The organism is Halomonas sp. MCCC 1A11062, assembly GCF_021404355.1.
Lineage (GTDB): Bacteria > Pseudomonadota > Gammaproteobacteria > Pseudomonadales > Halomonadaceae > Halomonas > Halomonas aerodenitrificans.
The window spans coordinates 16,219-39,195 of record NZ_JABFTW010000018.1; the positions used below are offsets into that span (position 1 = coordinate 16,219).

21 protein-coding genes are annotated in these 22,977 nt (G+C 65.2%); 9 read left to right on the forward strand and 12 right to left on the reverse strand.

Annotated elements, in window-relative coordinates; all coding sequences use genetic code 11:
• Positions 1–15: 15 nt before the first annotated feature.
• From HOP58_RS17030 to typA, 6 genes are all read right to left on the reverse strand, one after another.
• The gene (locus HOP58_RS17030) at positions 16–720 is read right to left on the reverse strand and encodes an ABC transporter ATP-binding protein (RefSeq protein ID WP_010626388.1); all 705 of its coding nucleotides are present in this window, start codon (positions 718–720) and stop codon (positions 16–18) included.
• 114 nt (positions 721–834) lie between these two features.
• Complete coding sequence (locus HOP58_RS17035; RefSeq protein ID WP_234255605.1) at positions 835–1,605, reverse strand: ABC transporter ATP-binding protein; 771 nt, start codon at positions 1,603–1,605, stop codon at positions 835–837.
• Between the two features lie 113 nt (positions 1,606–1,718).
• Complete coding sequence (locus HOP58_RS17040; protein ID WP_234260974.1) at positions 1,719–3,164, reverse strand: sodium-dependent transporter; 1,446 nt, start codon at positions 3,162–3,164, stop codon at positions 1,719–1,721.
• Positions 3,165–3,378: 214 nt separating this feature from the next.
• Positions 3,379–3,705, reverse strand: a complete 327-nt coding sequence (locus tag HOP58_RS17045; protein ID WP_010626391.1) for a hypothetical protein — start codon at positions 3,703–3,705, stop codon at positions 3,379–3,381.
• A 39-nt stretch (positions 3,706–3,744) separates the two neighbouring features.
• Positions 3,745–5,283, reverse strand: a complete 1,539-nt coding sequence (locus tag HOP58_RS17050) for an amidohydrolase family protein (RefSeq protein ID WP_234260975.1) — start codon at positions 5,281–5,283, stop codon at positions 3,745–3,747.
• Positions 5,284–5,484: 201 nt separating this feature from the next.
• Positions 5,485–7,332: a translational GTPase TypA gene (typA, locus tag HOP58_RS17055; RefSeq protein WP_234260976.1), complete on the reverse strand. Its 1,848-nt coding sequence runs from the start codon at positions 7,330–7,332 to the stop codon at positions 5,485–5,487.
• A 317-nt stretch (positions 7,333–7,649) separates the two neighbouring features.
• Between typA and HOP58_RS17060 the strand changes: the two genes are divergently transcribed.
• Positions 7,650–8,246 (forward strand): hypothetical protein, encoded by a 597-nt coding sequence (locus HOP58_RS17060; protein ID WP_234260977.1) that lies wholly within the window; start codon positions 7,650–7,652, stop codon positions 8,244–8,246.
• A 33-nt stretch (positions 8,247–8,279) separates the two neighbouring features.
• Here HOP58_RS17060 and HOP58_RS17065 read toward each other — a convergent pair whose 3' ends face one another.
• From HOP58_RS17065 to HOP58_RS17075, 3 genes are all read right to left on the reverse strand, one after another.
• A complete protein-coding gene (locus HOP58_RS17065; protein WP_234260978.1) occupies positions 8,280–9,251 on the reverse strand; it encodes a tripartite tricarboxylate transporter substrate binding protein in 972 nt (323 codons plus the stop codon).
• Between the two features lie 143 nt (positions 9,252–9,394).
• Positions 9,395–10,915, reverse strand: a complete 1,521-nt coding sequence (locus HOP58_RS17070; protein WP_234260979.1) for a tripartite tricarboxylate transporter permease — start codon at positions 10,913–10,915, stop codon at positions 9,395–9,397.
• 1 nt (position 10,916) lies between these two features.
• Positions 10,917–11,357 carry a hypothetical protein gene (locus HOP58_RS17075; RefSeq protein WP_234260980.1) on the reverse strand — a complete coding sequence of 147 codons (441 nt, stop codon included), beginning with the start codon at positions 11,355–11,357 and terminating at the stop codon, positions 10,917–10,919.
• Between the two features lie 555 nt (positions 11,358–11,912).
• On the opposite strand from HOP58_RS17075, the gene glnA reads away from it, so the two are divergent.
• The 6 genes from glnA to HOP58_RS17105 all read left to right on the forward strand — a co-directional run bounded on the left by glnA (position 11,913) and on the right by HOP58_RS17105 (position 18,807).
• Positions 11,913–13,319 (forward strand): glutamate--ammonia ligase, encoded by a 1,407-nt coding sequence (glnA, locus tag HOP58_RS17080; protein ID WP_234260981.1) that lies wholly within the window; start codon positions 11,913–11,915, stop codon positions 13,317–13,319.
• 120 nt (positions 13,320–13,439) lie between these two features.
• Entirely contained in the window at positions 13,440–14,009 is a 570-nt protein-coding gene (locus HOP58_RS17085) for a DUF4124 domain-containing protein (RefSeq protein ID WP_234260982.1), read from the forward strand.
• Between the two features lie 333 nt (positions 14,010–14,342).
• The gene (gene glnL, locus HOP58_RS17090) at positions 14,343–15,389 is read left to right on the forward strand and encodes a nitrogen regulation protein NR(II) (RefSeq protein WP_010626399.1); all 1,047 of its coding nucleotides are present in this window, start codon (positions 14,343–14,345) and stop codon (positions 15,387–15,389) included.
• The gene (gene ntrC, locus HOP58_RS17095; RefSeq protein WP_010626400.1) at positions 15,382–16,791 is read left to right on the forward strand and encodes a nitrogen regulation protein NR(I); all 1,410 of its coding nucleotides are present in this window, start codon (positions 15,382–15,384) and stop codon (positions 16,789–16,791) included. The genes glnL and ntrC overlap by 8 nt, the downstream gene beginning before the upstream one ends.
• 204 nt (positions 16,792–16,995) lie before the next feature.
• Complete coding sequence (locus HOP58_RS17100) at positions 16,996–18,165, forward strand: zinc-dependent alcohol dehydrogenase (protein WP_234260983.1); 1,170 nt, start codon at positions 16,996–16,998, stop codon at positions 18,163–18,165.
• A gap of 42 nt (positions 18,166–18,207) precedes the next feature.
• Positions 18,208–18,807 (forward strand): hypothetical protein, encoded by a 600-nt coding sequence (locus HOP58_RS17105; protein WP_234260984.1) that lies wholly within the window; start codon positions 18,208–18,210, stop codon positions 18,805–18,807.
• A gap of 85 nt (positions 18,808–18,892) precedes the next feature.
• Here the strand turns inward: HOP58_RS17105 and HOP58_RS17110 are convergent, their stop codons facing one another.
• Entirely contained in the window at positions 18,893–19,072 is a 180-nt protein-coding gene (locus HOP58_RS17110) for a hypothetical protein (protein ID WP_234260985.1), read from the reverse strand.
• Between the two features lie 152 nt (positions 19,073–19,224).
• On the opposite strand from HOP58_RS17110, the gene HOP58_RS17115 reads away from it, so the two are divergent.
• Positions 19,225–20,562 (forward strand): deoxyguanosinetriphosphate triphosphohydrolase, encoded by a 1,338-nt coding sequence (locus HOP58_RS17115; RefSeq protein ID WP_010626403.1) that lies wholly within the window; start codon positions 19,225–19,227, stop codon positions 20,560–20,562.
• Between the two features lie 40 nt (positions 20,563–20,602).
• Here the strand turns inward: HOP58_RS17115 and HOP58_RS17120 are convergent, their stop codons facing one another.
• Complete coding sequence (locus HOP58_RS17120; protein WP_010626404.1) at positions 20,603–21,517, reverse strand: nuclease-related domain-containing protein; 915 nt, start codon at positions 21,515–21,517, stop codon at positions 20,603–20,605.
• A gap of 192 nt (positions 21,518–21,709) precedes the next feature.
• On the opposite strand from HOP58_RS17120, the gene HOP58_RS17125 reads away from it, so the two are divergent.
• A complete protein-coding gene (locus tag HOP58_RS17125; RefSeq protein ID WP_234260986.1) occupies positions 21,710–22,582 on the forward strand; it encodes an NAD-dependent protein deacetylase in 873 nt (290 codons plus the stop codon).
• Here the strand turns inward: HOP58_RS17125 and HOP58_RS17130 are convergent.
• Positions 22,554–22,964, reverse strand: a complete 411-nt coding sequence (locus HOP58_RS17130; RefSeq protein ID WP_234260987.1) for a YbaY family lipoprotein — start codon at positions 22,962–22,964, stop codon at positions 22,554–22,556. The genes HOP58_RS17125 and HOP58_RS17130 overlap by 29 nt on opposite strands.
• Between the last annotated feature and the right edge of the window lie 13 nt (positions 22,965–22,977).

The window sequence follows — 22,977 nt, forward strand, 5'->3', positions numbered from 1 at the left end:
GTACGGGCTCCGGGCTCAACCGCCCAGGAAGCTCTTGGCCACTTCCGGGTCGGCGAGCAGGGCGGCGCCGGTGTCGGTGAAGCGGTTCTTGCCGGCCGCCAGGACGAAGCCCTTGTCGGCGATGGCCAGGGCCTGTTTGGCGTTCTGCTCTACCATGAGGATGCCGACGCCGGCAGCGTTGATCTCCTTCACGCGCTCGAAGATCTCGTTCATGTAGAGCGGTGAGAGGCCGGCGGTGGGCTCGTCGAGCAGCAGCACCTCGGGCTCGGCCATCAGTGCGCGGCCCATGGCGACCATCTGGCGCTGGCCGCCGGAGAGCTCGCCGGCGGGCTGGTGGCGCTTGTCGTAGAGCGGAGGAAAGAAGTCGTAGACCTGCTTGAGCATCCGTTTGACGTTGTTCGGCTTGAGAAAAGCGCCCATCTCCAGGTTCTCTTTCACCGTGAGACTGGGGAAGACGTTCTTCTCCTGGGGCACGAAGCCCATGCCCCGCTGCACCAGCTTGTTGGGCGGCAGGTTGTGGATCGGTTCGCCGCGCAGCAGGATCTCGCCCTGGCTGACGGTGAGCAGGCCGAAGATGGCCTTGAGCATGGTCGATTTGCCGGCGCCGTTGGGGCCGACGATCACACCGACCTCGTCGGCCTCGATCGACATGTCCACCCCGTTGAGGATGTTCATGCCGCCGTAGCCGCCGTGCACGTCGCGTGCTTCGAGTAATGGCATCGTGGAGTCTCTGCGCTGTCGTTACTGTTCTTCTTGTGGCTGTTCCGAGACCGTGGGCAGGCGTGGCCTCGCCCTCAGGCCGCGGTAGAACCCCTCAGGCCGCGGTGGAGCCCCTCAGGCCGCGGTAGAACCAAAGTAGGCCTCGATCACCTGAGGATTGTTCTGAATCTCTTCAATGGTGCCTTCCACCATCACGCTGCCCTGGGCCAGCACGATCACCGGATCGCACAGGCGCGCGATCATGTCCATGTCGTGCTCGATGACCAGGAAGGTGTAGCCCATCTCGCGGTTGAGTCGCTCGATGTTCTCGACCAGGTCGCCCAGCAGGGTGCGGTTGACCCCGGCGGCGATCTCGTCGAGCAGCACCACGCGGGCGTCGGTCATCATGGTGCGGCCCAGCTCGAGCAGCTTCTTCTGGCCGCCGGAGAGGTTGCCGGCCAGCTCGTTGCGCACGTGGTGCAGGCCGATGAAGTCGATCACTTCGAGGGCCTTGCGCCGAACCTCGGCTTCCTGCTGGCGCACCAGACCCGGCTTGAGCCAGGCGTCGAACAGGCTCTCTCCGGCCTGCTTGGGCGGCACCATCATGAGATTCTCCAGCGCGGTCATGTGGGAGAACTCATGGGCGATCTGGAAGGTGCGCAGCAGGCCCTTGTGGAACAGCTCGTTGGCGGGGCGGTTGGTGATGTCCTCGCCGTCGAGCAGGATCTGGCCGCTGTCCAGCGGCAGGGCGCCGGCAATGATGTTGAACAGCGTCGACTTGCCGGCCCCGTTGGGGCCGATCAAGCCGGTAATGGAGCCCTTCTCGACCTGGATCGAGCAGTCGTTGATGACCTTCAGGCCGCCGAAGGCCTTGTAGACGTGTCGGACGTCGATGATGGATGGCATGTTGGTTCCTGCACTTTTATATCTTTGTTATGCACCCAGCCCCTGCGCATGGCGCGAGGCCGGGTGGCGTATATCGAGTCGCCGCTCCTGGCGGCGACGGTTTTCTCGTGCTGCTACTGTTGCTGACTGTTTTCGGCCAGGAAGGTGCGGCCGGCGGCAAAGGCGCCGACGATGACCAGGGCACCGACGGCGGGTATCAGATAGCCTTCCACCTGCGGAATGGTGCGCAGGAAGACGAAGGCGACCGCAGCGGGCGCCACGAAGCGTACCAGGAAGCGCCACACCTGGAACCAGGTTTCGCTGGTGCGCATTTCCTTCATCGCCTCGGAGTGGGTCAGCGCCCAGCCGGCGAACAGCGCGATCAGCAGGCCGCCCAGCGGCATGAAGATATTGGTCAGCAGTTCGATGAAGTCGAAGGCGCTGCGGCCGAACAAAGTGTGGAAGGGGCTGGCCTCGGCCCACATGTTGAAGCTCATCACCGTCAGCAGGCCCAGCGCCCAGCTGGCTACCACCATGGCGAACACCGCCTGGGGACGGGTGAGGTCGAAGCGCTCGACGAGGAAGGCGGCCACCGGCTCGATCAGCGAGATCGAGGAGCTGATGGCCGCCCCCAGCACCAGGATGAAGAACACGCCGCCGATCAGCGCGCCGAAGGGCATCTCGGCGAAGGCCAGCGGCAGGGTGACGAACATCAGACCCGGGCCGGCACCGGCGTCGAGGCCGGCGCCGAACACCAGTGAGAAGATCGCCAGACCCGCCACCATGGCCACCGCGGTATCGACGAAGGCTACGGCGAAGGCGGTGCGGCTGAGCGAAGCCTCGCTGGACATGTAGGCGCCGTAGGCCATGATCGCGCCCATGCCGAGACTCAGGGTGAAGAACGACTGGCCCATGGCCTGCAGCCAGCCCTCCAGGCTCAGGTCGGCCAGATTGAAGGTGAACAGGAAGCTTGCCGCCGCGCCGAAGTCGCCGTTGGCGATGCCGTAGCCCAGCACCACCAGCAGGATCACGAACAGCGCCGGCATCATGATGCGCAGGCCGCTTTCGATACCCCTGTGGATGCCCAGACCGACGATCAGCCCCGAGGCGATGATGAACAGGGTGTGATAGAGCGTGAGCAGGCCCGGCGAGGCCAGCAGCGCATCGAAGCCGGCGCCGATGGTGGCGGCGTCGGCGCCGACCAGCGAGCCGGTGAGCATCTGCCAAGTGTAGTGAATGGCCCAGCCGGCGATCACCGAATAGAAGCTCAGGATCAGAAAGGCGGCCGCGGCACCCAGCCAGCCGATCGACTCCCAGGCGCGGGAGGTCTTGTGGGTGCGGATCAGAAAGCGCATGCCCATGATCGGGCTTCTGCGGCTGGCGCGCCCGAGCATGGTTTCGGCGATCAGGATCGGAATGCCGACGGCGAAAATGGTCAGGGCGTAGATCAGAATGAAGGCGCCGCCGCCGTTCTCGCCTGTCAGGTAGGGAAAGCGCCAGAGATTGCCGAGCCCCACCGCCGAGCCGACGGCGGCCAGCAGAAAGGTGCCCTTGTGTGTCCAGACGTTGTGCGTACTCATGGTGTTTCCGAAATCCGTCTTGTGGCCTTGTGAGCCCGCGATATCGCTACCTTGGGCCGAGTGGGTGGGGCCTGTCGGTGAGCGCGTACACTGTGCGACAGAACCCGTTTCGTGGCCAGTGGTGAATCGTTAAGGATACGTTGGACGCGGCAGATGACGGGGCCATGCGATCATGACTGCCCGTGTGTTCATGACAGCCGTGTGATCATGAACGTCACTGGGGCTCCTCGTCCTGCTTGTCGATATCTCCCGGTCGCGGCTCGAAGGCGCGGCATTCGTCCGCCAGCCTCACCGTGTCGCCCAGGGCCAGCTTGCCGATGAGCTTGCGCCGTTTGCCGCTGTACGGCTCGACCAGCGCCACCACTTCGCCGATGCTGGTGCCGTCGACGTAGGCCTCGACCTTCACCCTTACCACCAGGCCCTGATAGCGGGCCGAGAGAATGTCGCCCGGCCCCGGGTCGGAGTGACCGGCCGGGTTTTTCTCGAAGTGGCGCATGACGCTGTCGGCGCCGGGGTCGTCCCATTTCACGTGGCGATGCATGGTTCGCTTCTCCTTTCTTGTCGCGGCTCGGCGTTGCCCTCAGTCGAACAGACGGCGGTCGACGCCGGCGGCCTCGAACAGATAGTCGCGCGAGGCGGTGAGCTCGTCGCGCAGGCGGGGAAGGTCCGCCCCCTGCAACTGGCCGCGCCACTTGCGGATGCGACCGCCGACCAGCACCGTCTCGACGTTGCTGCGCTCCATCAAGGTGACCACGGCGCCCGGCACGTTGTTCAGCGGTGCCACGTTGATCGCCTCGACGTCCAGCAGCAGAATGTCCGCCTCCTTGCCCGGCGTCAGCGAGCCCACCCGCTGCTCCAGCTTCAGCCCCTTGGCGCCGCCCATGGTCGCATAGCGGATCACCTCTCGTGACGTGAGCAGCGCCGGCCGCTCCTCTTCTCCCTGCAGCGCCAGCTCGTTGACGAACATCCGCTGCAGCGTCAGCGTCGAGCGCATCTGGGTGAAGAAATCGGCCGTCATGGTGCACTCCACGTCGCTGGAAAGCGAGGGCAAAATGCCCAGTTCCGACGTTTTCATCAGCGGTGGCGTGCCGTGGCGCATGGTCATCTCGATGGGCACCGCCAGCGACACGTGGGCGCCGGCATCGCGCACCGCCTGCCAGGCCATGTCGCTCATGCCGGTCATGTGGATCAGGATGTGGTTCTCGGCGAGCTGGCCGCTTGCCGCCAGCTCGTCGAAGGTCTCGGCCATGCCGAGGCTGCCGACCACGTGATACGCCAGCGGCAGTTCCAGCTCACGGGCCAGCGCCCAGGCGGTCTCGTGGTCGGGCAGGTAGATCTCGCCGCCCATCACCATGGTCATCAGGCCGTCGGCGGAGAGCCCCTCGCCGGTGGCGAAGTACTGCTCGCGAATGCGCCTGGCGTCCTGCGGGTATCGGGTGTGCTCACCCTGGCCCTCGAAGTAGCCGAACACGCTGCGCCGGACGGAGTCGTGCAAGCCTTCCAAGGCGGCATCGGAGTGCTCGGGGCTGTGGTGGATCTGGCTGGTGTCCATCACCGTGGTCACCCCGGCGTCGAGCTGGCTGAGCGAGCCGAACAGCACGTTGATGTAAACATCCTCGGGGCGGTACACCGGGGTCAGCTTGCCGAGGATGTGATCCATGTAGTTGGGCGAGCCTTCCGGCGTGCCGTCGTCGAACATGATGCCGTCGGCCAGGAAGCTGCGCAGGGCCGTCTCGAACAGATGATGGTGGGTGTCGACGAAGCCCGGCATGACGATGCGTCCGCGGGCGTCGATCACCTCGGCGTCGTCGGCCTCGAGTTGGGCACCGACGGCGACGATACGGCTGCCTTCTATCAGCACGTCGCCGCCTTCGAAGTCTCCGACGCTTTCATCCATGGAGAGCACGTGGCCGCCGCGGATCAGCACGCGTCGCCCGGCCTCGCCGCTATGTGCCGGCATCTCGCTGCGGGTTTCGTCGCTGGGGGAGGCGACGCTGGGGGAGGCGTTGGCGGAGGCGAGCAGGCCGCCACCGGCCATGGCACCGGCCCCCGCTGCCAGGGTGCTCTTGAGGAACTCGCGACGTGTCGCGCCGGCGCGCGCTTTGCACAGCTTGCACATGGTGTTTTCTTGCCTCCCTGGCAGTTCGAGTCAAGTCGGTTGCGGTCAGCTTCAAGCTAGGTTCTGGGAGCGCGAAATGCCAAGAATCGGGCAGCCTGCAAGAGTGCGGCAGGGTGTGCGGACAGGGTGTGCGGACAGAGTGCGCGGGCGAAAAAAAACCGGCGCCAGAAGCTGGCGCCGGTTCGTGTCCGCAGGAGCGGTTTACTTCTTCGCGCGCTTGCGCTCGTGCTCCTTGAGGAACTTCTTGCGCAGGCGGATGTGGTTGGGGGTGATCTCCACCAGCTCGTCGTCGTCGAGGAACTCGATGGCCTGCTCCAGGCTGAACTTCACCGGCGGGGTCAGCACGATGTTCTCGTCGTTGCCCGAGGCACGCATGTTGTCGAGCTTCTTGCCCTTGGTGGGGTTCACCACCAGGTCATTGGCGCGGTTGTGGATACCCACCAGCATGCCTTCATAGACCTCGGTGCCGTGGTCGATGATCAGCTTGCCGCGCTCCTGCAGGGCGTACAGCGCGTAGGCCAGCGCCTTGCCGTCGACCATCGAGACCAGTACGCCGTTGCGCCGTTCGATGGCGGCGTCGGGCTTGAGCGGGCCGTAGTGGTCGAAGCGGCTGGTGAGGATGCCGGTGCCCGAGGTCAGGGTCAGGAACTGGCCACGGAAGCCGATCAGCCCGCGTGCGGGGATGATGAAGTCCAGGCGCACACGGCCCTTGCCGTCGGGGTTCATGTTGGTCAGCTCGCCCTTGCGGTAGCCGAGCTCTTCCATGATCGAGCCCTGGTGCTGCTCCTCGCAGTCGATGATCACCTCTTCGTACGGCTCCTGCTTAACGCCGTCGATCTCCTTGAGGATGACCTCGGGGCGGCCCACTGCCAGCTCGAAGCCTTCGCGACGCATGGTCTCGATCAGCACCGAGAGGTGCAGCTCGCCGCGGCCGGAAACCTTGAACTTCTCCGGGCTTTCACCCTGCTCCACGCGCAGCGCCACGTTGTGGATCAGCTCCTGCTCGAGGCGATCCTTGATGTTGCGGCTGGTGACGTACTTGCCGTCGCGACCGGCGAAGGGCGAGTCGTTGACCTGGAAGGTCATGGAGACGGTGGGCTCGTCCACCGACAGCGGCGGCAGCGCCTCGACGGCGGCCGGGTCGCACAGGGTGTCGGAGATGGAGAGCTCGTCGATACCGGTGATGCAGACGATGTCACCGGCGGTGGCGAGCTCGGTCTGCACCCGCTCCAGACCCAAGTGGGTCATCACCTGGCCGACCTTGCCCTTGCGGGTGTTGCCGTCGGTGTCGACCACCACGATCTGCTGGTTGGGCTTGACCGAGCCGCGCTTGATGCGGCCAAGGCCGATGACACCCACGTAGCTGGAGTAGTCCAGCGCAGAGATCTGCATCTGGAACGGGCCGTCGAGCTCTACCGCGGGCGGTTCGACGATGTCGACGATGGCCTGGAACATGGGCGACATGTCTTCGGCCAGGGAGTCCGGGTCCATGCCGGCGATGCCGTTGAGCGCCGAGCAGTAGACGATCGGGAAGTCGAGCTGCTCGTCGGTGGCGCCGAGGTTGTCGAACAGATCGAAGATCTGGTCGATGACCCAGTCGGGACGCGCACCGGGACGGTCGATCTTGTTGACCACCACGATCGGCTTGAGGCCCTGGGCGAAGGCCTTCTGGGTCACGAAGCGGGTCTGCGGCATGGGGCCGTCGACGGCGTCGACCAGCAGCAGCACCGAGTCCACCATCGACATCACGCGCTCCACCTCGCCGCCGAAGTCGGCGTGTCCGGGGGTGTCGACGATGTTGATGTGGAAGTCACGGCCGTTGCCGTCCTGCCAGCGAATCGCGGTGTTCTTGGCCAGGATGGTGATGCCGCGTTCCTTCTCCTGGTCGTTGGAATCCATGATCCGCTCCTGCCTCTCGGCCTTGCGGTCGAGTGTGCCGGACTGGCTCAGCAGCTTGTCGACCAGCGTGGTCTTGCCGTGGTCGACGTGGGCGATGATGGCAATATTGCGCAAACTCTCGATGCGAGAGGGGGTTACAGCTGTGTTCATAAGGTGTGACTCATCAACGGGGGCGCACCTATGACCACATTGAAAGTGAGGTCCCCTAGGCGCTGGGTAGGGAGTGGAGGCGCATTGTACAGATAAGAAGGGATGGGGAATAGCACTACCCGGCGATATGACCGTCGTCAGCCCGCCGCACCGCCCTGTCCCATCCATTCTGCTTTGTCCCGATCATGTTCTCTAGCGGCGACGTCTGGGCAGGCGCTGGAAAACACGCTGGGAAAATTCAGTAGCGGCCTTACTGGATACTTTTCTACACTCAACTAAACAAACGGTAACTCATGTATCCCTGCGGAGCCCGGGCGATGCCGACTTACAGTGCCATTCTCGATGCTCGTACCGCAGGAGCGCAGCTGCCACGCAATCTGATGGCTTTCGATCGGGTTACCGGCAATTGGAAAAATGCCCATGAGCTGCTGCTGGTGGACGATACCGGCGACCGGCGCCTGCCGGACCTGGCTCGACGGCATCGGGCGACATTGCTGCCGTGCACCGCATCCGCACAGGGCGCTCGACTCAACGCTGCCGTCGATGCCAGCCATGGAGAGCTGCTGCTGTTTCCCGGCCAGGTCGATCGCCGGCTGGTCGAGTGGCTGAGCGACTGGCTACCGGAGGTGGAAGCGGAAAGAACCTGGGATGTGGCGGTGCTGCCGGTGCATCGCCAGGGGCGGCTGTTGCGCTGGTGGAGCTGGACGCAGCGGGCCACTGCGGGGGATACCTTCTGGGTGGCGCGGGGCTGGTTCGAGCTTATCGGCGGCTTCGATCCGCAGTTGGACAGTGATGCCCCCGCCGACCTGCTCGCCCGGCTGCGCGCCTGCGGCGCGCGCATCTGGCTGGCGAGCGATGATACGGCCAGGCACAAGGCGCAGTGCCCACCGCAAGGTGGGCACTGTCGGGGCTAGGCTAACAGCCTGGCCGGACATGAGCAGCGAGGCTCAGTCGTCATCGGGCACGCCACCCATGCGCTCGAGCAGTTCACGATAGTTCTCCGACTGGGCATAGAGCAGTTCGGTGGCTTCCTCTTCGCCGCGGAAGTGCACCGGCATCAGAATGCGCTCTTCGGTGATCTCGATGAAGCGCTCGTCCTGGGTGGCGGCTTCCAGCGCTTCGGCCAGACGTTCCACGTGAGCATCGGGGGTATTCTTCGGCACTACCACCACGCGGAAGTCGGAGGTGTCGATGTCATACCCGGCTTCCATCACGGTGGGGGCATCGGGGAAGGCGAACAGGCGCTCGCCGTCCATGCTCAGCAGCACCGGCATCTCGCCGGTCTCGGCATAGCCGGAGTGGGTGCCTCCGCTGTAGCCGAAGTCGACGTCGCCGGAGAGGATCAGCGGCGCCATGCCGCCGCCACCGGAGGTGGGCACGATGCGCAGGTCCAGCCCCTCCTGCTCCATGATGTACTCGATTACCAGTCGGTCCAGAGCGTGTTGAGTGGCATAGCTGGTGCCCGGGTTCTCACGGGCATACTCCACCAGGTCTTCCCAACTGTCGCCGAAGGGACGGTTCTCGCCGGTGACGATGGCATGCTGCACGGTGGTGATGCTGGCGACGTAGCGGAAGTCGTCCAGGGTGAAGTCGGTATCGTGGGCATGGGGCGCGAAGGTGAGGGTGCCGTTGGTGCCGGCATAAACGAAGGTATGCCCCTCGTCCTGATTGTTCATCAGGCGCGTCAGCGATACGGCCCCGCCGGCGCCGGGCTGGTTGACCACGTTGACCGGCTGGCCGAGGTTCTCCTCCAGCACGTTGGCCAGCACGCGGGCTTGGATGTCGGTGGAACCGCCAGCGGCGAAGCCCACCACCAGGGTCAGCGGCTTGGTCGGGAAGTCGTCGGCCTGAGCCATGCCGGCTGCGCCGAAGGCCATGGAGGCGGCAAGTACCGCGGTGCCGATCGTTGTCATTTTCATGCTTGTACCCTCTTTATTGTCGTGCGCCCTCGATACGAGCAGCGCTGAGTTGTCAGGCGCGGGCAGTATGTTCCCTGCCGTTGCCTGAAGTGCCGCCGCCCCCGGGGTGGCCGGGAGCGTAGTGCGAAACCCTGACTCCTGGCTCAGCCGTTCGACGTTTCGAGGCGCTTTCGGCGCCACTGGCGATAGCCGCTCCAGCCCAGGTGCAGCGCCATCAGCGCGGTGAAGACGACGAAGGCCAGGGCGATGGGGCGGTTGAGCAGGATGGCGATGTCGCCGCCGGAGAGAATCACCGCCTGGCGCAGGTTCATCTCCAGCATCGGCGTGACGATGAACGCCACCAGAAAGGTCACGAAGGAGTAGTCGAACTTCTTCAGGAAGTAGCCGAAGATGGCGAAGGCGAACACCGTGACCAGGCCGAAGGTGCCGTAGCCCTGCACCTGAATGCCCGCCAGGCACAGGAAGATCACCACCGGGATCACGATGTGCGGCGGCACGCTGGTGACCTTGGCGAAGATACGCAGGCCGTACCAGCCCACCGCCAGCATCAACAGGCTCGCCACGATCATCCCCGAGAACAGCGTGAACAGCATCTCGGGATGGTCGCGCAGCATCAGCGGCCCCACCTGGATGCCGTGGATCATGAACGCCCCCACCAGCAGCGCGGCGGAGACGCTGCCCGGAATGCCCAGGCCGAACAGCGGAATGTAGCTGGCCGGGATCACCGCATTGTCCGCCGCCTCGGCGGCCGCGATCCCGTTGGGATTGCCCTTGCCGAAACTGTCCGGATCCTTGGCACTGCGCTTGGCCAGGCCATAGGCCATGAACGCCCCCACCGACGGCCCCAGCCCCGGCAAGGCCCCCACGAACGCCCCCACCCCGGTGCTCTTGAACACCGTCGGCAGCGTGGCCTTGAACTCCTTGAAGGAGAGATCGTCCGCCTTGTCGTGGCTCAGCTTGATCACGCTGGCGCCCTTGTTGCGGCGATACTCATCCAACTGCACGAACATCTCGGCCAGCGCCAGCGTACCGATCACCAGCGGCAGGATCGGCACCCCCTCCATCAGCTCGGCATACCCGAAGGTCAAGCGCGCCGCCCCGGTCTCCGGATCGAGACCCACGGTGCCCAGGATCACCCCCATGCCGCCGGCCGCCAGTCCCTTGAGGAACGAGCCCCCCGCCATGCCGGCGATGAACACCAGCGCAAAGATCAGAATCGCCGCCAGCTCATACGGCCCGAAGCGCAGCGCCACCGACGCAAACGGAATCGCCACCGCAATCAACAGCAGCGTCGCCAGCAGATCGCCCACCACCGACGCCAGCAAGCCCACCTTCAGCGCCTTGCGCGGCTTGCCCGCCCGCGCCATCGGAAAGCCATCCAGACAGGTCGCCGCCGACGACGGCTCCCCCGGCGTATTGAGCAGAATCGCCGACACCGCACTGCCCGCCGCAGTGCCCTTGGACAACCCGATCAGAAAGGCGATGGCCGCATAGGCCGACATGTAGAACGTCAGCGGAATGGCGATGGCGATCGCCACCGCCCGATTCAGCCCCGGGATCACCCCCACGATATAGCCCAGCAGCACCCCGCCGAGAATGATCGCGATCGACTCATAGTGCAGCGCCGCGGCGAAGGACGACAGAATGGCCTCGAACCCGATCATCTCACACCACCCCGATGCGCATCAGATGCGCCGTCAGCCCATACAGCCCGAGGGCGGGAATTACCGCCGTCAGCAGCACCACATGCCAGCGGCGCTCGCCCAGCAACAGCAGCAGCGAACCGATCATGAACGGCGCCACCCAGGTCAGCGGAAAGCGATCCACCAGCACGATGAAGCCCAGCACGAAGAGAAACGGCCAGGTCTGATGCCACAGATGCCCCAGCTCGGGCAGGCGGAAGAACGGCAGGCGCCGGCGAATCAGCGCGATGGCGCTGAGCAGCGCCAGGGCCAGGGCGCAGACCAGCATGACCCAGGCGCCGAGAGTGGCCAGGGTACGGGGATGCATGCCGACGGCGAAGCCGCGACCGCCGTAGGTGGGCACGACCCAGGTGAGCAGCAGCACCGCGAGGGCGGCGACGCCCAGGCCGGACCAGAAATTCATGCGTAGCGAATCAGACATAGCGAACAGGTTATTTATCGGTGAGTGGGCAGCGAGCAGCGTTTTTTCTTGAATTAGGGCTTGTCGCTAAAAACTTTTGCTGAGTTGGGCTCAGACACAGCACCCTATGCGCTGGTGGAATCCGGCTCAATCCATTGGTTCGACGTTTAATCAACGCAGACGAATGAGTTCCGACGGAGAGACATTGGCTATGTTGGTGGAAGCTGGCGATCCAACATGGTGCATGACCGGAGAAATTGCACCGCTGTGGAGCGAAAAAAACCTGAAAATCGCCCGGCTACATGATGCAACACGCTGTCGCCACAGAGTGGTGCACGCCATCAGGCGGCTTTTTATAATGAGCACAGTGGGTTGCGTGCCGCTGGGGCGTTGATGGTGCAAGTTGGCACGCAACCTGCATTAGGTTGGCCAGCGCCATGTTCGTGCATGGTGAACGTGGGCAGGAAATCTGCCGCGTGCTACAACACATGCTGGAATGAACCAGCGCAGTGGACTTCAGCCAAAACGAATCGAGCTACCGCTCAAACGGAGGACACAATGTCAGCCAAGACTCTCGCCCTGATCGAAGAACATGATGTGAAGTGGGTGGACCTGCGTTTCACCGACACTCGGGGTAAGGAACAGCATGTCACCATTCCGGCCCGCGACGTGAACGAGGAGTTCTTCGAGAACGGCCAGATGTTCGATGGCTCCTCCATCCATGGCTGGAAGGGCATCAATGAGTCGGACATGATTCTGCGCCCGGAAGACGGCACCGCCTTCCTCGACCCGTTCACCGAAGATTCCACCCTGGTATTGCGCTGCGACATCATCGAGCCGGCCACCATGCAGGGCTACGAGCGCGACCCGCGCTCCATCGCCAAACGCGCCGAGGCCTACCTGCAGTCCACCGGACTGGGCGACACCGCCTTCTTCGGCCCCGAGCCCGAGTTCTTCATCTTCGATGAGGTACATTGGAAGGCCGACATCGAAGGCGCCATGTACAAGATCACCTCCGAAGAGGGTGCCTGGTCTACCGATCGCCAGCTCGAAGGCGGCAACCTGGGCCACCGTCCGCGGGTCAAGGGCGGCTACTTCCCGGTGCCCCCGGTCGACAGCTTCCATGACATCCGTGGCGCTATGTGCAACACCCTGGAAGCCATTGGCCAGACCGTCGAGGTGCATCACCACGAGGTGTCCAACGCCGGCCAGAACGAGATCGGTGTGAAGTTCAACACCCTGGTGAAGAAGGCCGACGAAGTCCAGGAAATGAAGTACGTGATCCACAACGTGGCCCACGCCTACGGCAAGACCGCCACCTTCATGCCCAAGCCGCTGGTCGGCGACAACGGCAGCGGCATGCACGTGCACCAGTCGTTCTGGAAGGACGGTCAGAACCAGTTCGCCGGCGACCAGTACGCTGGCCTGTCCGAAATGGCGCTCTACTACATCGGCGGCATCATCAAGCACGCCCGTGCCCTGAACGCCTTCACCAACGCTTCGACCAACTCCTACAAGCGTCTGGTGCCGGGCTTCGAGGCGCCGGTCATGCTGGCCTACAGCGCCCGTAACCGTTCGGCTTCCATCCGCATTCCCTACACCGCGAGCCCCAAGGGCAAGCGTGTCGAGGCTCGCTTCCCGGATCCGACCGCCAACCCCTACCTGGCCTTCGCTGCCATGCTGATGGCCGGTATCGACGGCATCAAGAACAAGATCCATCCTGGCGATGCCATGGACAAGAACCTCTATGACCTGCCGCCGGAAGAGGGCAAGCTGGTTCCGACCGTCGCCAGCAGCCTGGATCAGGCACTCGAGGCGCTGGACGCTGACCGTGCGTTCCTCACCGAGGGTGGCGTGTTCACCGACGACATGATCGATGCCTACATCGAGCTGAAGATGGAAGACGTCGAGCGTATCCGCATGACTACGCATCCGATCGAGTTCGACATGTACTACAGCTGCTAAGCAGCCGCCGTGGCCGGTGGCGCTGCCGCCGGTCCGCCGCGAAAGGCCCCGCTTTGCGGGGCCTTTTTTGTATACTAGGCGAACGTTTCGTCACACGTGCCCAGCCAGGGGGAGCGACCCATGCTCAGACAGATCGTGCCGTGCCTGCTGGGAGTGCTGGTGGCTTGTTCGGCGCAGGCCACGACCATCTATCGCACCACCGATGCCCAGGGCAACGTGATCTTCACCGACGATCCCAATCGTGGCGGCGAGCCGGTCCAGCTGGCACCGTTGACCGTGATCCCTGCGCGTAGCGAAGGGCGGCAGGCCGAGCCGCCGCGGGTGGAGGGAACTGCCCCGCGGGCGAGTCAGTCGCCGGGCCAGCCGTTCATGCCCTACGACACCTTCCGTATTCGCTCGCCGGAGCACGGGGGTGACCTTCCCGCCAGCTACGCCGGCAACCTGCAGGTCGAGCTGGTCATCGTGCCGGCGCTGCGCCCCGACCACCGCGTGAGGCTGCTCGTCGACGGGCAGGTGAGCCAGACCGCCATGCATACCAGTGCCTTCATGCTGACCAACCTGCCCCGCGGCGAGTACGTGTTGCAGGCCGAGCTGCTCGATGCCCAAGGGCAGATACGCCACCGTACGGCACCGGTCTCGCTCTACGTGCAGCGCTCCAACGCCACGCTGCCCCACGGTGGCGGCGGCTGAGCTCCTTCTGCTGCATCGCTCGTCCAAAGGGCCGCCCCGATGTCATCGCCAGTAGAGTTGCCCCGATATAGGTAGGATGTCGCACCATGATGGGTGGGGCGTGCGCTTTCTTCGCTGGCGCTTTTCGTCTGCTCGCACCATTATGGTGCATAGGTGGGTGCAGCATCCGCCCCGAAACGGCGCTATATCGCCCTTGTGAGGGTTGGCGCGCTTCTTGCTTGCTTCTTGTGTAGGGGCAGGTAAAGCCGAGGGGAGATGCCGCTGCGGCGACGAGCAGGGCATGCGCCATGACGATGCAAGCAGCCCCCTTCATTCTGCGAGAAAAGGTCGAAAATGTATCGACGCCTGATGGAACATCTCACCACGGCGGTGCTGCTGCTGGACGATGAGCTGCAGTTGAGCTGGATGAATCCGGCGGCTGAGGCCTTGCTGGCGGTCAGCCTGGGGCGGGTCAAGGGGCACAGCCTGGCGGCACTGCTGGTCGAAGACGACGGCATGGGCGAGGTGCTGGCCAAGGCGCGGGACGACCAGCATCCCTTTACCCAGCGCGAAGTGCGTCTGGCGCTGCTGGGCGGCACCGTGGTGACCATCGACTACACGGTCACGCCGCTCTCTGCGGCCGAGCTGCTGGTGGAAATGGAGCCGCGCGACCGCTTGCTGCGGATTTCCCGTGAGGAAGCCCTGCTCAACCGTCAGGAGGCGATCAAGGTGCTGTCGCGTGGGCTGGCCCACGAGGTGAAGAACCCGCTGGGCGGCATCCGTGGCGCCGCTCAACTGCTGGAGCGTGACCTCGACGACCCCGCCCTGCGGGAGTTCACTCATATCATCGTCGAGGAGGTCGACCGTCTGCGCGACCTGGTCGACAGCATGCTGGGACCGAACAAGCTGCTGCGTCACGAGCCGCTGAACGTGCACAAGGTGCTGGAGCGGGTGCGTACGCTGCTTTCCGCCGAGACGCCGGGGGTGAGAATCGAGCGCGACTACGACCCCAGCCTGCCGGACTTTCCCGGTGACGAGGCGCAGATGATCCAGGCGGTGCTCAACGTGGCGCGCAACGCGGTGGAAGCGATGACCGAAGCCGGTACCGAAGCGCCTAGCCTGCTGCTGCGTACCCGTGCCCGTCGCCAGTTCACCCTGGGCGCCGAGCGTCATCGCCTGGTCTGCGAGGTGGCCTTGATCGACAACGGCCCCGGTGTTCCCGAAGCCCTGCAGGAAACCCTTTTCTACCCCATGGTATCGGGGCGTGCCGACGGCAGTGGACTGGGACTGTCCATTGCCCAGGGCATTCTGCATCAGCATCAAGGACTGATCGAATGCGAGTCCCGCCCCGGTCATACCGAGTTTCGTCTGCTTATTCCACTGGAGAAGCGCCATGACTGATGTCGCACGTGTCGCGGTGGTCGACGACGACCGCGCCATTCGCTGGGTGCTGGAGCGCGCCCTGGCTCAGCCCGACCTCGAGGTCGAGTGCATCGACCGGGCCGATATGGCGCTCAGCCGTCTTCTCGACGATCCCCCCGACGTGCTGGTCACCGACATCCGCATGCCGGGTATCGACGGCCTGGACCTGATGTCGCGGGTTCGCGAGGTGCATCCCGATCTGCCGGTCATCGTCATGACGGCCCATTCCGACCTCGACAGTGCCGTGGCCTCCTACCAGGGAGGTGCTTTCGAATACCTGCCCAAGCCCTTCGACGTCGACGAGGCGCTGGCTCTGGTACGCCGTGCCGTGGCCCATGCCCGCGAGCGCAAGCGGCCGGTGAGCGTACCCGAAGGGCTCTCCGCCGAGATCATCGGCGAGGCGCCGGCCATGCAGGAGGTGTTTCGCGCCATCGGCCGCCTGTCGCACTCGCACATCACCGTACTGATCAACGGCGAGTCGGGCACCGGCAAGGAGCGGGTGGCGCGCGCCCTGCATCAGCACAGCCCGCGCGCGGCCCACCCGTTCATCGCCCTGAACATGGCGGCCATCCCGCGGGATCTGATCGAGTCCGAGCTGTTCGGTCACGAGAAGGGGGCCTTCACCGGCGCCACCGCGCAGCGCCAGGGACGCTTCGAGCAGGCCAACGGCGGCACGCTATTCCTCGACGAGATCGGCGACATGCCGGCCGAGACCCAGACGCGGCTGCTGCGGGTGCTGGCCGACGGCGAATTCTACCGTGTCGGCGGTCATACCCCGGTCAAGGTCGACGTGCGCATCATTGCCGCCACGCACCAGAACCTGGAGGCGCTGGTGGAGGACGGTCGCTTTCGCGAGGATCTCTTCCATCGCCTCAACGTGATTCGTGTCCATCTGCCCAAGCTGGCCGAACGGCGCGAGGACATTCCCCGACTGGCGCGGCACTTCCTGGCCGAGGCGGCCAAGGAGCTCGCCACTGACGTCAAGGTGCTGACCAAGGATGCCGAGACCCACCTGACCCGGCTGCCGTGGCCAGGCAACGTGCGACAGTTGGAGAATACCTGCCGCTGGCTGACGGTAATGGCCTCGGGGCGTGAGATCCTGGTCGAGGACCTGCCGCCGGAGCTGCGCCAAGGAGAGGGCGGCGAGGCGCCCAGCGGCGACTGGCGTGCCGCCTTCCGCGACTGGGCCGACCGCGCCCTGGCCGCCGGCCACACCCATCTGCTGGAAGAGGCGGTGCCGGACTTCGAGCGCATCCTGATCGAGACGGCGCTGAAGCACACCGGCGGGCGCAAGGGCGAGGCCGCCGAGCTGCTGGGCTGGGGGCGCAACACGCTGACGCGCAAGCTCAAGACCCTACTGCCCTCGCTGGCGGAAGACTGAGCTGGGCACGGAAATCTGTGGTGGACCGCAGTACTCGCTGCGGGTGACAAGCGCCCGGTGCTTTGCCAGGGCGCCGGGCCTGTACATGTGCGCAAAGGATCGTAACCGAGCAGCCAAACTCCCTTACCTGTCGTCGGACGCCGCTGAACTAAGGTGAATTCAGGTCATTCGCTTTCGCAGGCAGTCAAAGACAGGGAGAGAGTCATGAAAGCGCTGTGTTGGCACGGCAAGAACGATATCCGCTACGAAACGGTTCCCGACCCGCAGATCGAACATCCACGCGATGCCATCATCAACGTGAGCAGCTGCGCCATCTGCGGCTCCGACCTGCATCTGTTCCACCACTTCATTCCGGCCATGGAATCGGGCGACGTGGTGGGGCACGAGTTCATGGGTGAGGTGATGGAGGTCGGCAGCGAGACCCGCGAGCTCAAGGTCGGCGACCGCGTCGTGGTGCCCTTCACCATCACCTGCGGCGAGTGCGAGCAGTGCCGGCGCGGCAATTTTTCCCTCTGCGAACGCTCCAACCGCAACAAGGCGCTGGCCGACAAGGTCTTCGGCCATGCCGGGGCCGGCCTGTTCGGCTACTCGCATCTCACCGGCGGTTATGCTGGCGGCCAGGCAGAGTACGTGCGCGTGCCCTTCGCCGACACCACCCACGTCAAGGTGCCCGACAACCTGAGCGATGAGCAGGTGCTGTTCCTCGGCGACATCTTTCCCACCGGCTGGCAGGCCGCAGTGCAGTGCGACATCGAGCCCACCGATACCGTAGCCATCTGGGGCGCGGGACCCGTCGGCCAGTTCTGCGTGCGCAGCGCCGTGCTGCTGGGTGCCGAGCAGGTGGTGGTAATCGACAACGTGCCCGAGCGACTGGCCATGGCCGAGGCCGGCGGGGCGATCGCGATCAACTTCGACGAGGAGAGCGTGCTCGCCCGCCTGCAGGAGCTGACCCGGGGCAAGGGGCCGGAGAAGTGCATCGACGCGGTGGGGCTGGAGTCCCACGTGCCGCGCTCCCTCGATTCGGTCTACGACCGCTTCAAGCAGGCGGTGATGCTGGAGAACGACCGCGCCCATGTGCTGCGCGAGATGATCTACGTCTGCCGTCCCGGCGGCATCCTGTCGATTCCCGGCGTCTACGGCGGCTTGATCGACAAGGTGCCCATGGGGCCGCTGATGAACAAGGGCCTGTCGATGCGTACCGGCCAGACCCACGTCAAGCGCTGGACCGACGAGCTGCTGGGTCTGATCGACGAAGGGCAGATCGACCCTTCCTTCGTGGTGACCCATAGCGTCGGGCTGGAGCAGGGACCGGACATGTACAACACCTTTCGCGACAAGCAGGACGGCTGCGTGAAGGTGGTGCTCAAGCCTTGAGCGACTTGCGCCGGATGCAGAAACCGACATGGAGGTGAACAGATGAATCTCGACCGGAGCCATTCGTTGCAGGCCAGCGACAGGCTGGCACGTGGTCTCGGCTGGCTGGGCATCGGGCTGGGGCTCTACCAACTGCTGGCGCCGCGCAGCGTGACCCGAGCGCTGGGCGTCGAAGGGGCGGAAGCCATCGTGCGTCTTTGCGGGGCACGCGGTGTGGCCACCGGCATCGGTGCGCTGACCGAAAATCCCAAGCCCGCGCTGTGGGCGCGCAGTGCCGGCGATGCGCTGGATCTGGCGGCCCTGCTGGCCTTGTTGGCCGACCGCGACCATCCCAAGCACGGCACCGTCAAGCTGGCGCTGGTGGCGGTGGGGGCGAGCGCCGCGGTGAGCCTGTATTGCGCTCAGGACCAGACCCGGCGTCACGCCTACCAGGCCGGACGCACACCCGACTACAGTGGTCGCAGCGGCTTTCCTCAGGGCGTGGAACTTGCCCGCGGCGCGGCGGCGCGCCAGGCTGGTCTGCCGTCACGCCCTGCGGCGCTGCCTTCGCCGGCACGCTCACCGGGACCCCGTCTGCAGGCCGCTTCTACGCGCCAGCGCGATACCAGCGGTTATATCAAAGGCAGCGACTACGACTACTGAGCTGGCGCTGTCGCTTGTCGCTCACGCGATGAGGCCGAACCGCTGCGGTTCGGCCTCATTCGTGTGACTTCTTGGCGGGGGCCGCTCAGCCGCCGCCGATGCCTTCGATGACGTAACCGGAACCGCCGCACTCGGGGCAGGTGCCATCATCGATCCGGCCATCGCCCTTGCACTTCGGGCATACGTTCTGCCCGGTACCAGGTGTGCCGGGAGGTGCCTCGTCGCCGGGCTGCTCGGGACGGGTTACGTCGGGTTTGCGTGCCATGTCTGCCTCCTTGCCGAGTGATCGACCTCTTTACGGGTGTACGTACTGACAAGTTAGGCAAGCCTCGCGCTGGACGGCAAGCGAGGCGCTTACGGCGTCGATGGCCATGTCACCCATGGCGGTGCCAGAATGAAGGCTTCAGGAGGAAGCCCATGACCCAGATGCATTGGCAGCAGTTGCTCGACCCCTCACGGCTGCACGGCAAGCCCACCAGCGGGCGGGACGAGATCGGGCGCAGCCCGTTTCACAAGGACCATGACCGCATCGTTTTCTCCGGTTCGTTCCGGCGGCTCGGGCGCAAGACCCAGGTCCACCCGTTGACCGACAATGACCATATCCATACCCGCCTGACCCACTCGCTGGAGGTAGGCTGCGTAGGGCGCAGCCTGGGCATGATCGTCGGCGAGCTGCTGCGCGAGCGGCTGCCGAAATGGATCACTCCCGCCGATCTCGGCGTGATCGTGCAGGCCGCCTGCCTGGGGCACGACATCGGCAACCCGCCCTTCGGTCATGCCGGCGAGTACGCCATCCGCGACTGGTTCAAGCGCGCCGAGGCGGACGGCAGCGGGCTGCTGGAAGGACTTTCCGAGCGCGAACGCGCCGACCTGCTGACCTACGAAGGCAACGCCCAGGGCTTTCGCATCGTCACCCAGATCGAATACAACCAGTTTCGCGGCGGCATGCGTCTCACGGCGGCGACCCTGGGCACCCTACTCAAATACCCCTGGACGGTGGAGCACGGCGGCAGCGCCGGCAAGTTCGGCTGCTACCAGTCGGAGCGCCCACTGCTCGAGGACGTGACCCGCTGTCTGGGTCTGCTGCCCCGCGGTGAAGGGCGCTGGTGCCGCCATCCGCTGGCCTGGCTCGTCGAAGCGGCCGACGATATCTGCTATGCGCTGCTCGATCTCGAAGACGGTCTGGAGATGGGCATCCTGCGCTTCGAGGAGGTCGCCGAGGTGCTGCTGCAGATCGCCGGCGATGCGCCGTCGGACTACGCCCGCATGGCCCGCGACGGCGTCTCCCAGCGGCGGCGCATCGCGGCGCTGCGCGGTGCTGCCATGGAGCGGGCGGTCAACGACGTGGGCGCCGTCTTCGTCGAACACGAGAACGCCTTGCTCAACGGCACGCTCGAAAGTGACCTGCTCGAACTCTGCCACCCCGACCTGGGCTGGGGCGTGGCCGCGGCCAAGCAGCTGGCTCGTGAGCGCATCTTCCAGAACGAGCGCAAGGCCAAGCTGGAGATCGGCGCCTACACTACCTTGGGCATCCTGCTCGAGGCCTTCATCGGCGCCGCCCATGAGCTGCACTTCAGCGGACAATCGAGCTTCAAGCATCAGCGGGTGCTGGCGCTGATCGGCGAGAACACCCCGCGTCCTTCCTGGCCGCTGTACGACAGCTACCGGCGCATGCTCGACTTCATCGGCGGCATGACCGACCACTACGCCGTCGACCTGGCCCAGGAGATGGGCGGACGGCTCCGGGGAGACTGAACCGTGGGGTGAAAGAGTGGAAGGTGAAAGGTGAAAAAACTCAGATCGAGGGTTCGCTCAGCCCCGGGTTACGGTCCAGCTCGGCGGCACGCTCGATCAGGGCCTCGATCACCCTGTCGTGCAGTTCGCCGTCGAGCTCGCCGAGGCGCCGCTCGCTGAGCTGCTGGGAGAGCGACTCACCGCTGACGACCATCAGCCCCTCTGGGGTGCCGGCGCAGGTGATGTCCCAGCCGGGTAGGGTGAGCACGCCCATGACCGGTACCGGCTGGCCGCAGCGCTGCTCCAGCCAGCCGGCCAGCCAGTGGGAGGCGCGTAGTGTCTTGAGGATGGGTCGATGCTCGCTCCAGCCCGGGAAGCGCAGCCGCTCCGGTTCGACGGTGACGACGTTGATCTCGCGTCCGTCCGCGGTGAACGGCCGCGTGCGGGCGCGAGTCTCGACCACGAAAACACCGTGAGGGGTGATGGCCACGTGGTCGATGATGTCGGTATCCGTGGGCACGTCGTGGAAGACGAAGTAGGGATGCGCCTCGGGACTTACCATGCGCTCCAGTTCCTGACCCACGGCCAGGTCGCAGGCCAGCCCCAGCTTGATGCGCCGGATGTGCTGGAAGTCGCGAATCAGCAGGAAGCAGTAGACCAGCACCAGCACCGTGCTCAGCGCACCGTACAGCGCCCATTCGACCCAGTTCTGACGACTGGCGAAGAGCATGCGGCCCATGCCGTAGACCAGTGGCGCCAGGGTCAGGATGGGCCCCAGGGCGCCGTTGAGAAACAGCGTGGCAAAGGCACGGTCGAGCCGATTGCGCAGGGCCTGGCCGGGCTCTCTCAGGGGACGTGCGTTGAACGGCGAGCGAACCCGGGCATCGTGCAGGTTGCGCAAGGCGATGACGATGACGGCCATGGCCCCGAGCGGGAAGAGGAAGATGAGTGGCAGCAGGTATTCCAGCCAGGCCATGGGTTCGTCCTTGCCGGTGGGAGTCACGTGAGCGTGACATTCTAGACAACCTGAGGCGCCCGGAGCCATCTTCGGTACCGTGTCTTCAGTACCGTGTCTTCAGTACCGTGTCTTCAGTACCATGTCGTCAGTACTTGTCTTCGGTACTGGGTCTTCGGTACAGAGGCGTATGCGCCGCAGCATGACGGATAGATGATGAACGATACACGACAGCCAGCCGGGACAGAAGCGGTCGAACGCCTGCGCGAGTTTCTGGTGCGTCATGCCAGCCTGGCGGTGCTCACCGGCGCCGGGGTCAGCACCGACAGCGGCATTCCCGCTTACAGGGATGAAACCGGCGCGTGGAAGTGCGCGCCGCCCATGCAACATCAGCAATTCATGGGCAGTGCGGCCGCCAGGCAGCGCTATTGGGCGCGTGCGCTGGTGGGCTTTCGTACCCTGCATGGCGCTCGCCCCGGCGCTGCCCATCGGGCCCTGGCATACCTGGAGCAGGCCGGCGTGGTGAGTGGCGTCATCACCCAGAACGTCGATGGACTGCATCAGAAGGCCGGTTCGCGCAACGTCATCGACCTGCATGGACGCGCCGAACAGGTACGCTGCATGGGCTGCGGGGCACTGCGCATGCGCCATGACCTGCATGCCGAACTCGCCGAGCGCAATCCCGAATGGCTCGAGCACGAGGCCGAAGTGCGTCCCGATGGCGATGCCGCACTCGAAACCGATTTCTCCACCTTCGAGGTGCCCGGCTGCTCGCGTTGCGGGGTAGGGATCTGGAAGCCCGACGTGGTGTTCTTCGGCGACAGCGTGCCCAGAGAGCGCGTCGAGCGGGCCCGGGCACTGGTCGAGGGAGCCGAAGCCCTGCTGGTGGTGGGCTCGTCGTTGATGGTCTATTCCGGCTATCGCTTCGCCCGGCAGGCCAGCGAGGCCGGCCTGCCGATCGCCTGCCTCAACCGCGGGCGCACCCGCGCCGATGCGCTTTATGCGCTCAAGCTAGAGGCGCCGATCGGGCAGGTGCTCGAAGCCGCCGCGCTCGCGTTTACGGGCGTGGCTCGAGCGGCAGGCTGACCGGGCCTCGGCCGCCAGCCGGCATCTCCGCCGGTTTAGGCGTGATGTGAGTGATGCGACCCTGCTGGCGCAGCTCGGCGGCCAGTCGCGGCGAGCTGGCGGCCTCTAGAGTGCGCCGGTCGAAGCGCAGCGCCGCAGGCCACGGGCCGGCCCCGCTTGGCGTCGCCCGCGTTTCCGCCAGGGTTCCCCCGGCATCGCTCAACCAGACGCGCAGCTCGGCATCCTGGGCAAGCTCCACGCCGCCTGGCGGCTCGACCTGAACGTCCAGGTCGGCGAACTCGGGAGTACCGGCGCAGCCCGCCAGCATCAGCAGCGTCAGCGCAGCGATGCCGATACGGTGATGGCGCACAGCGCTCAGCAGGGAATTTCGTGCAACAACCATGTCCTCTCCTCGT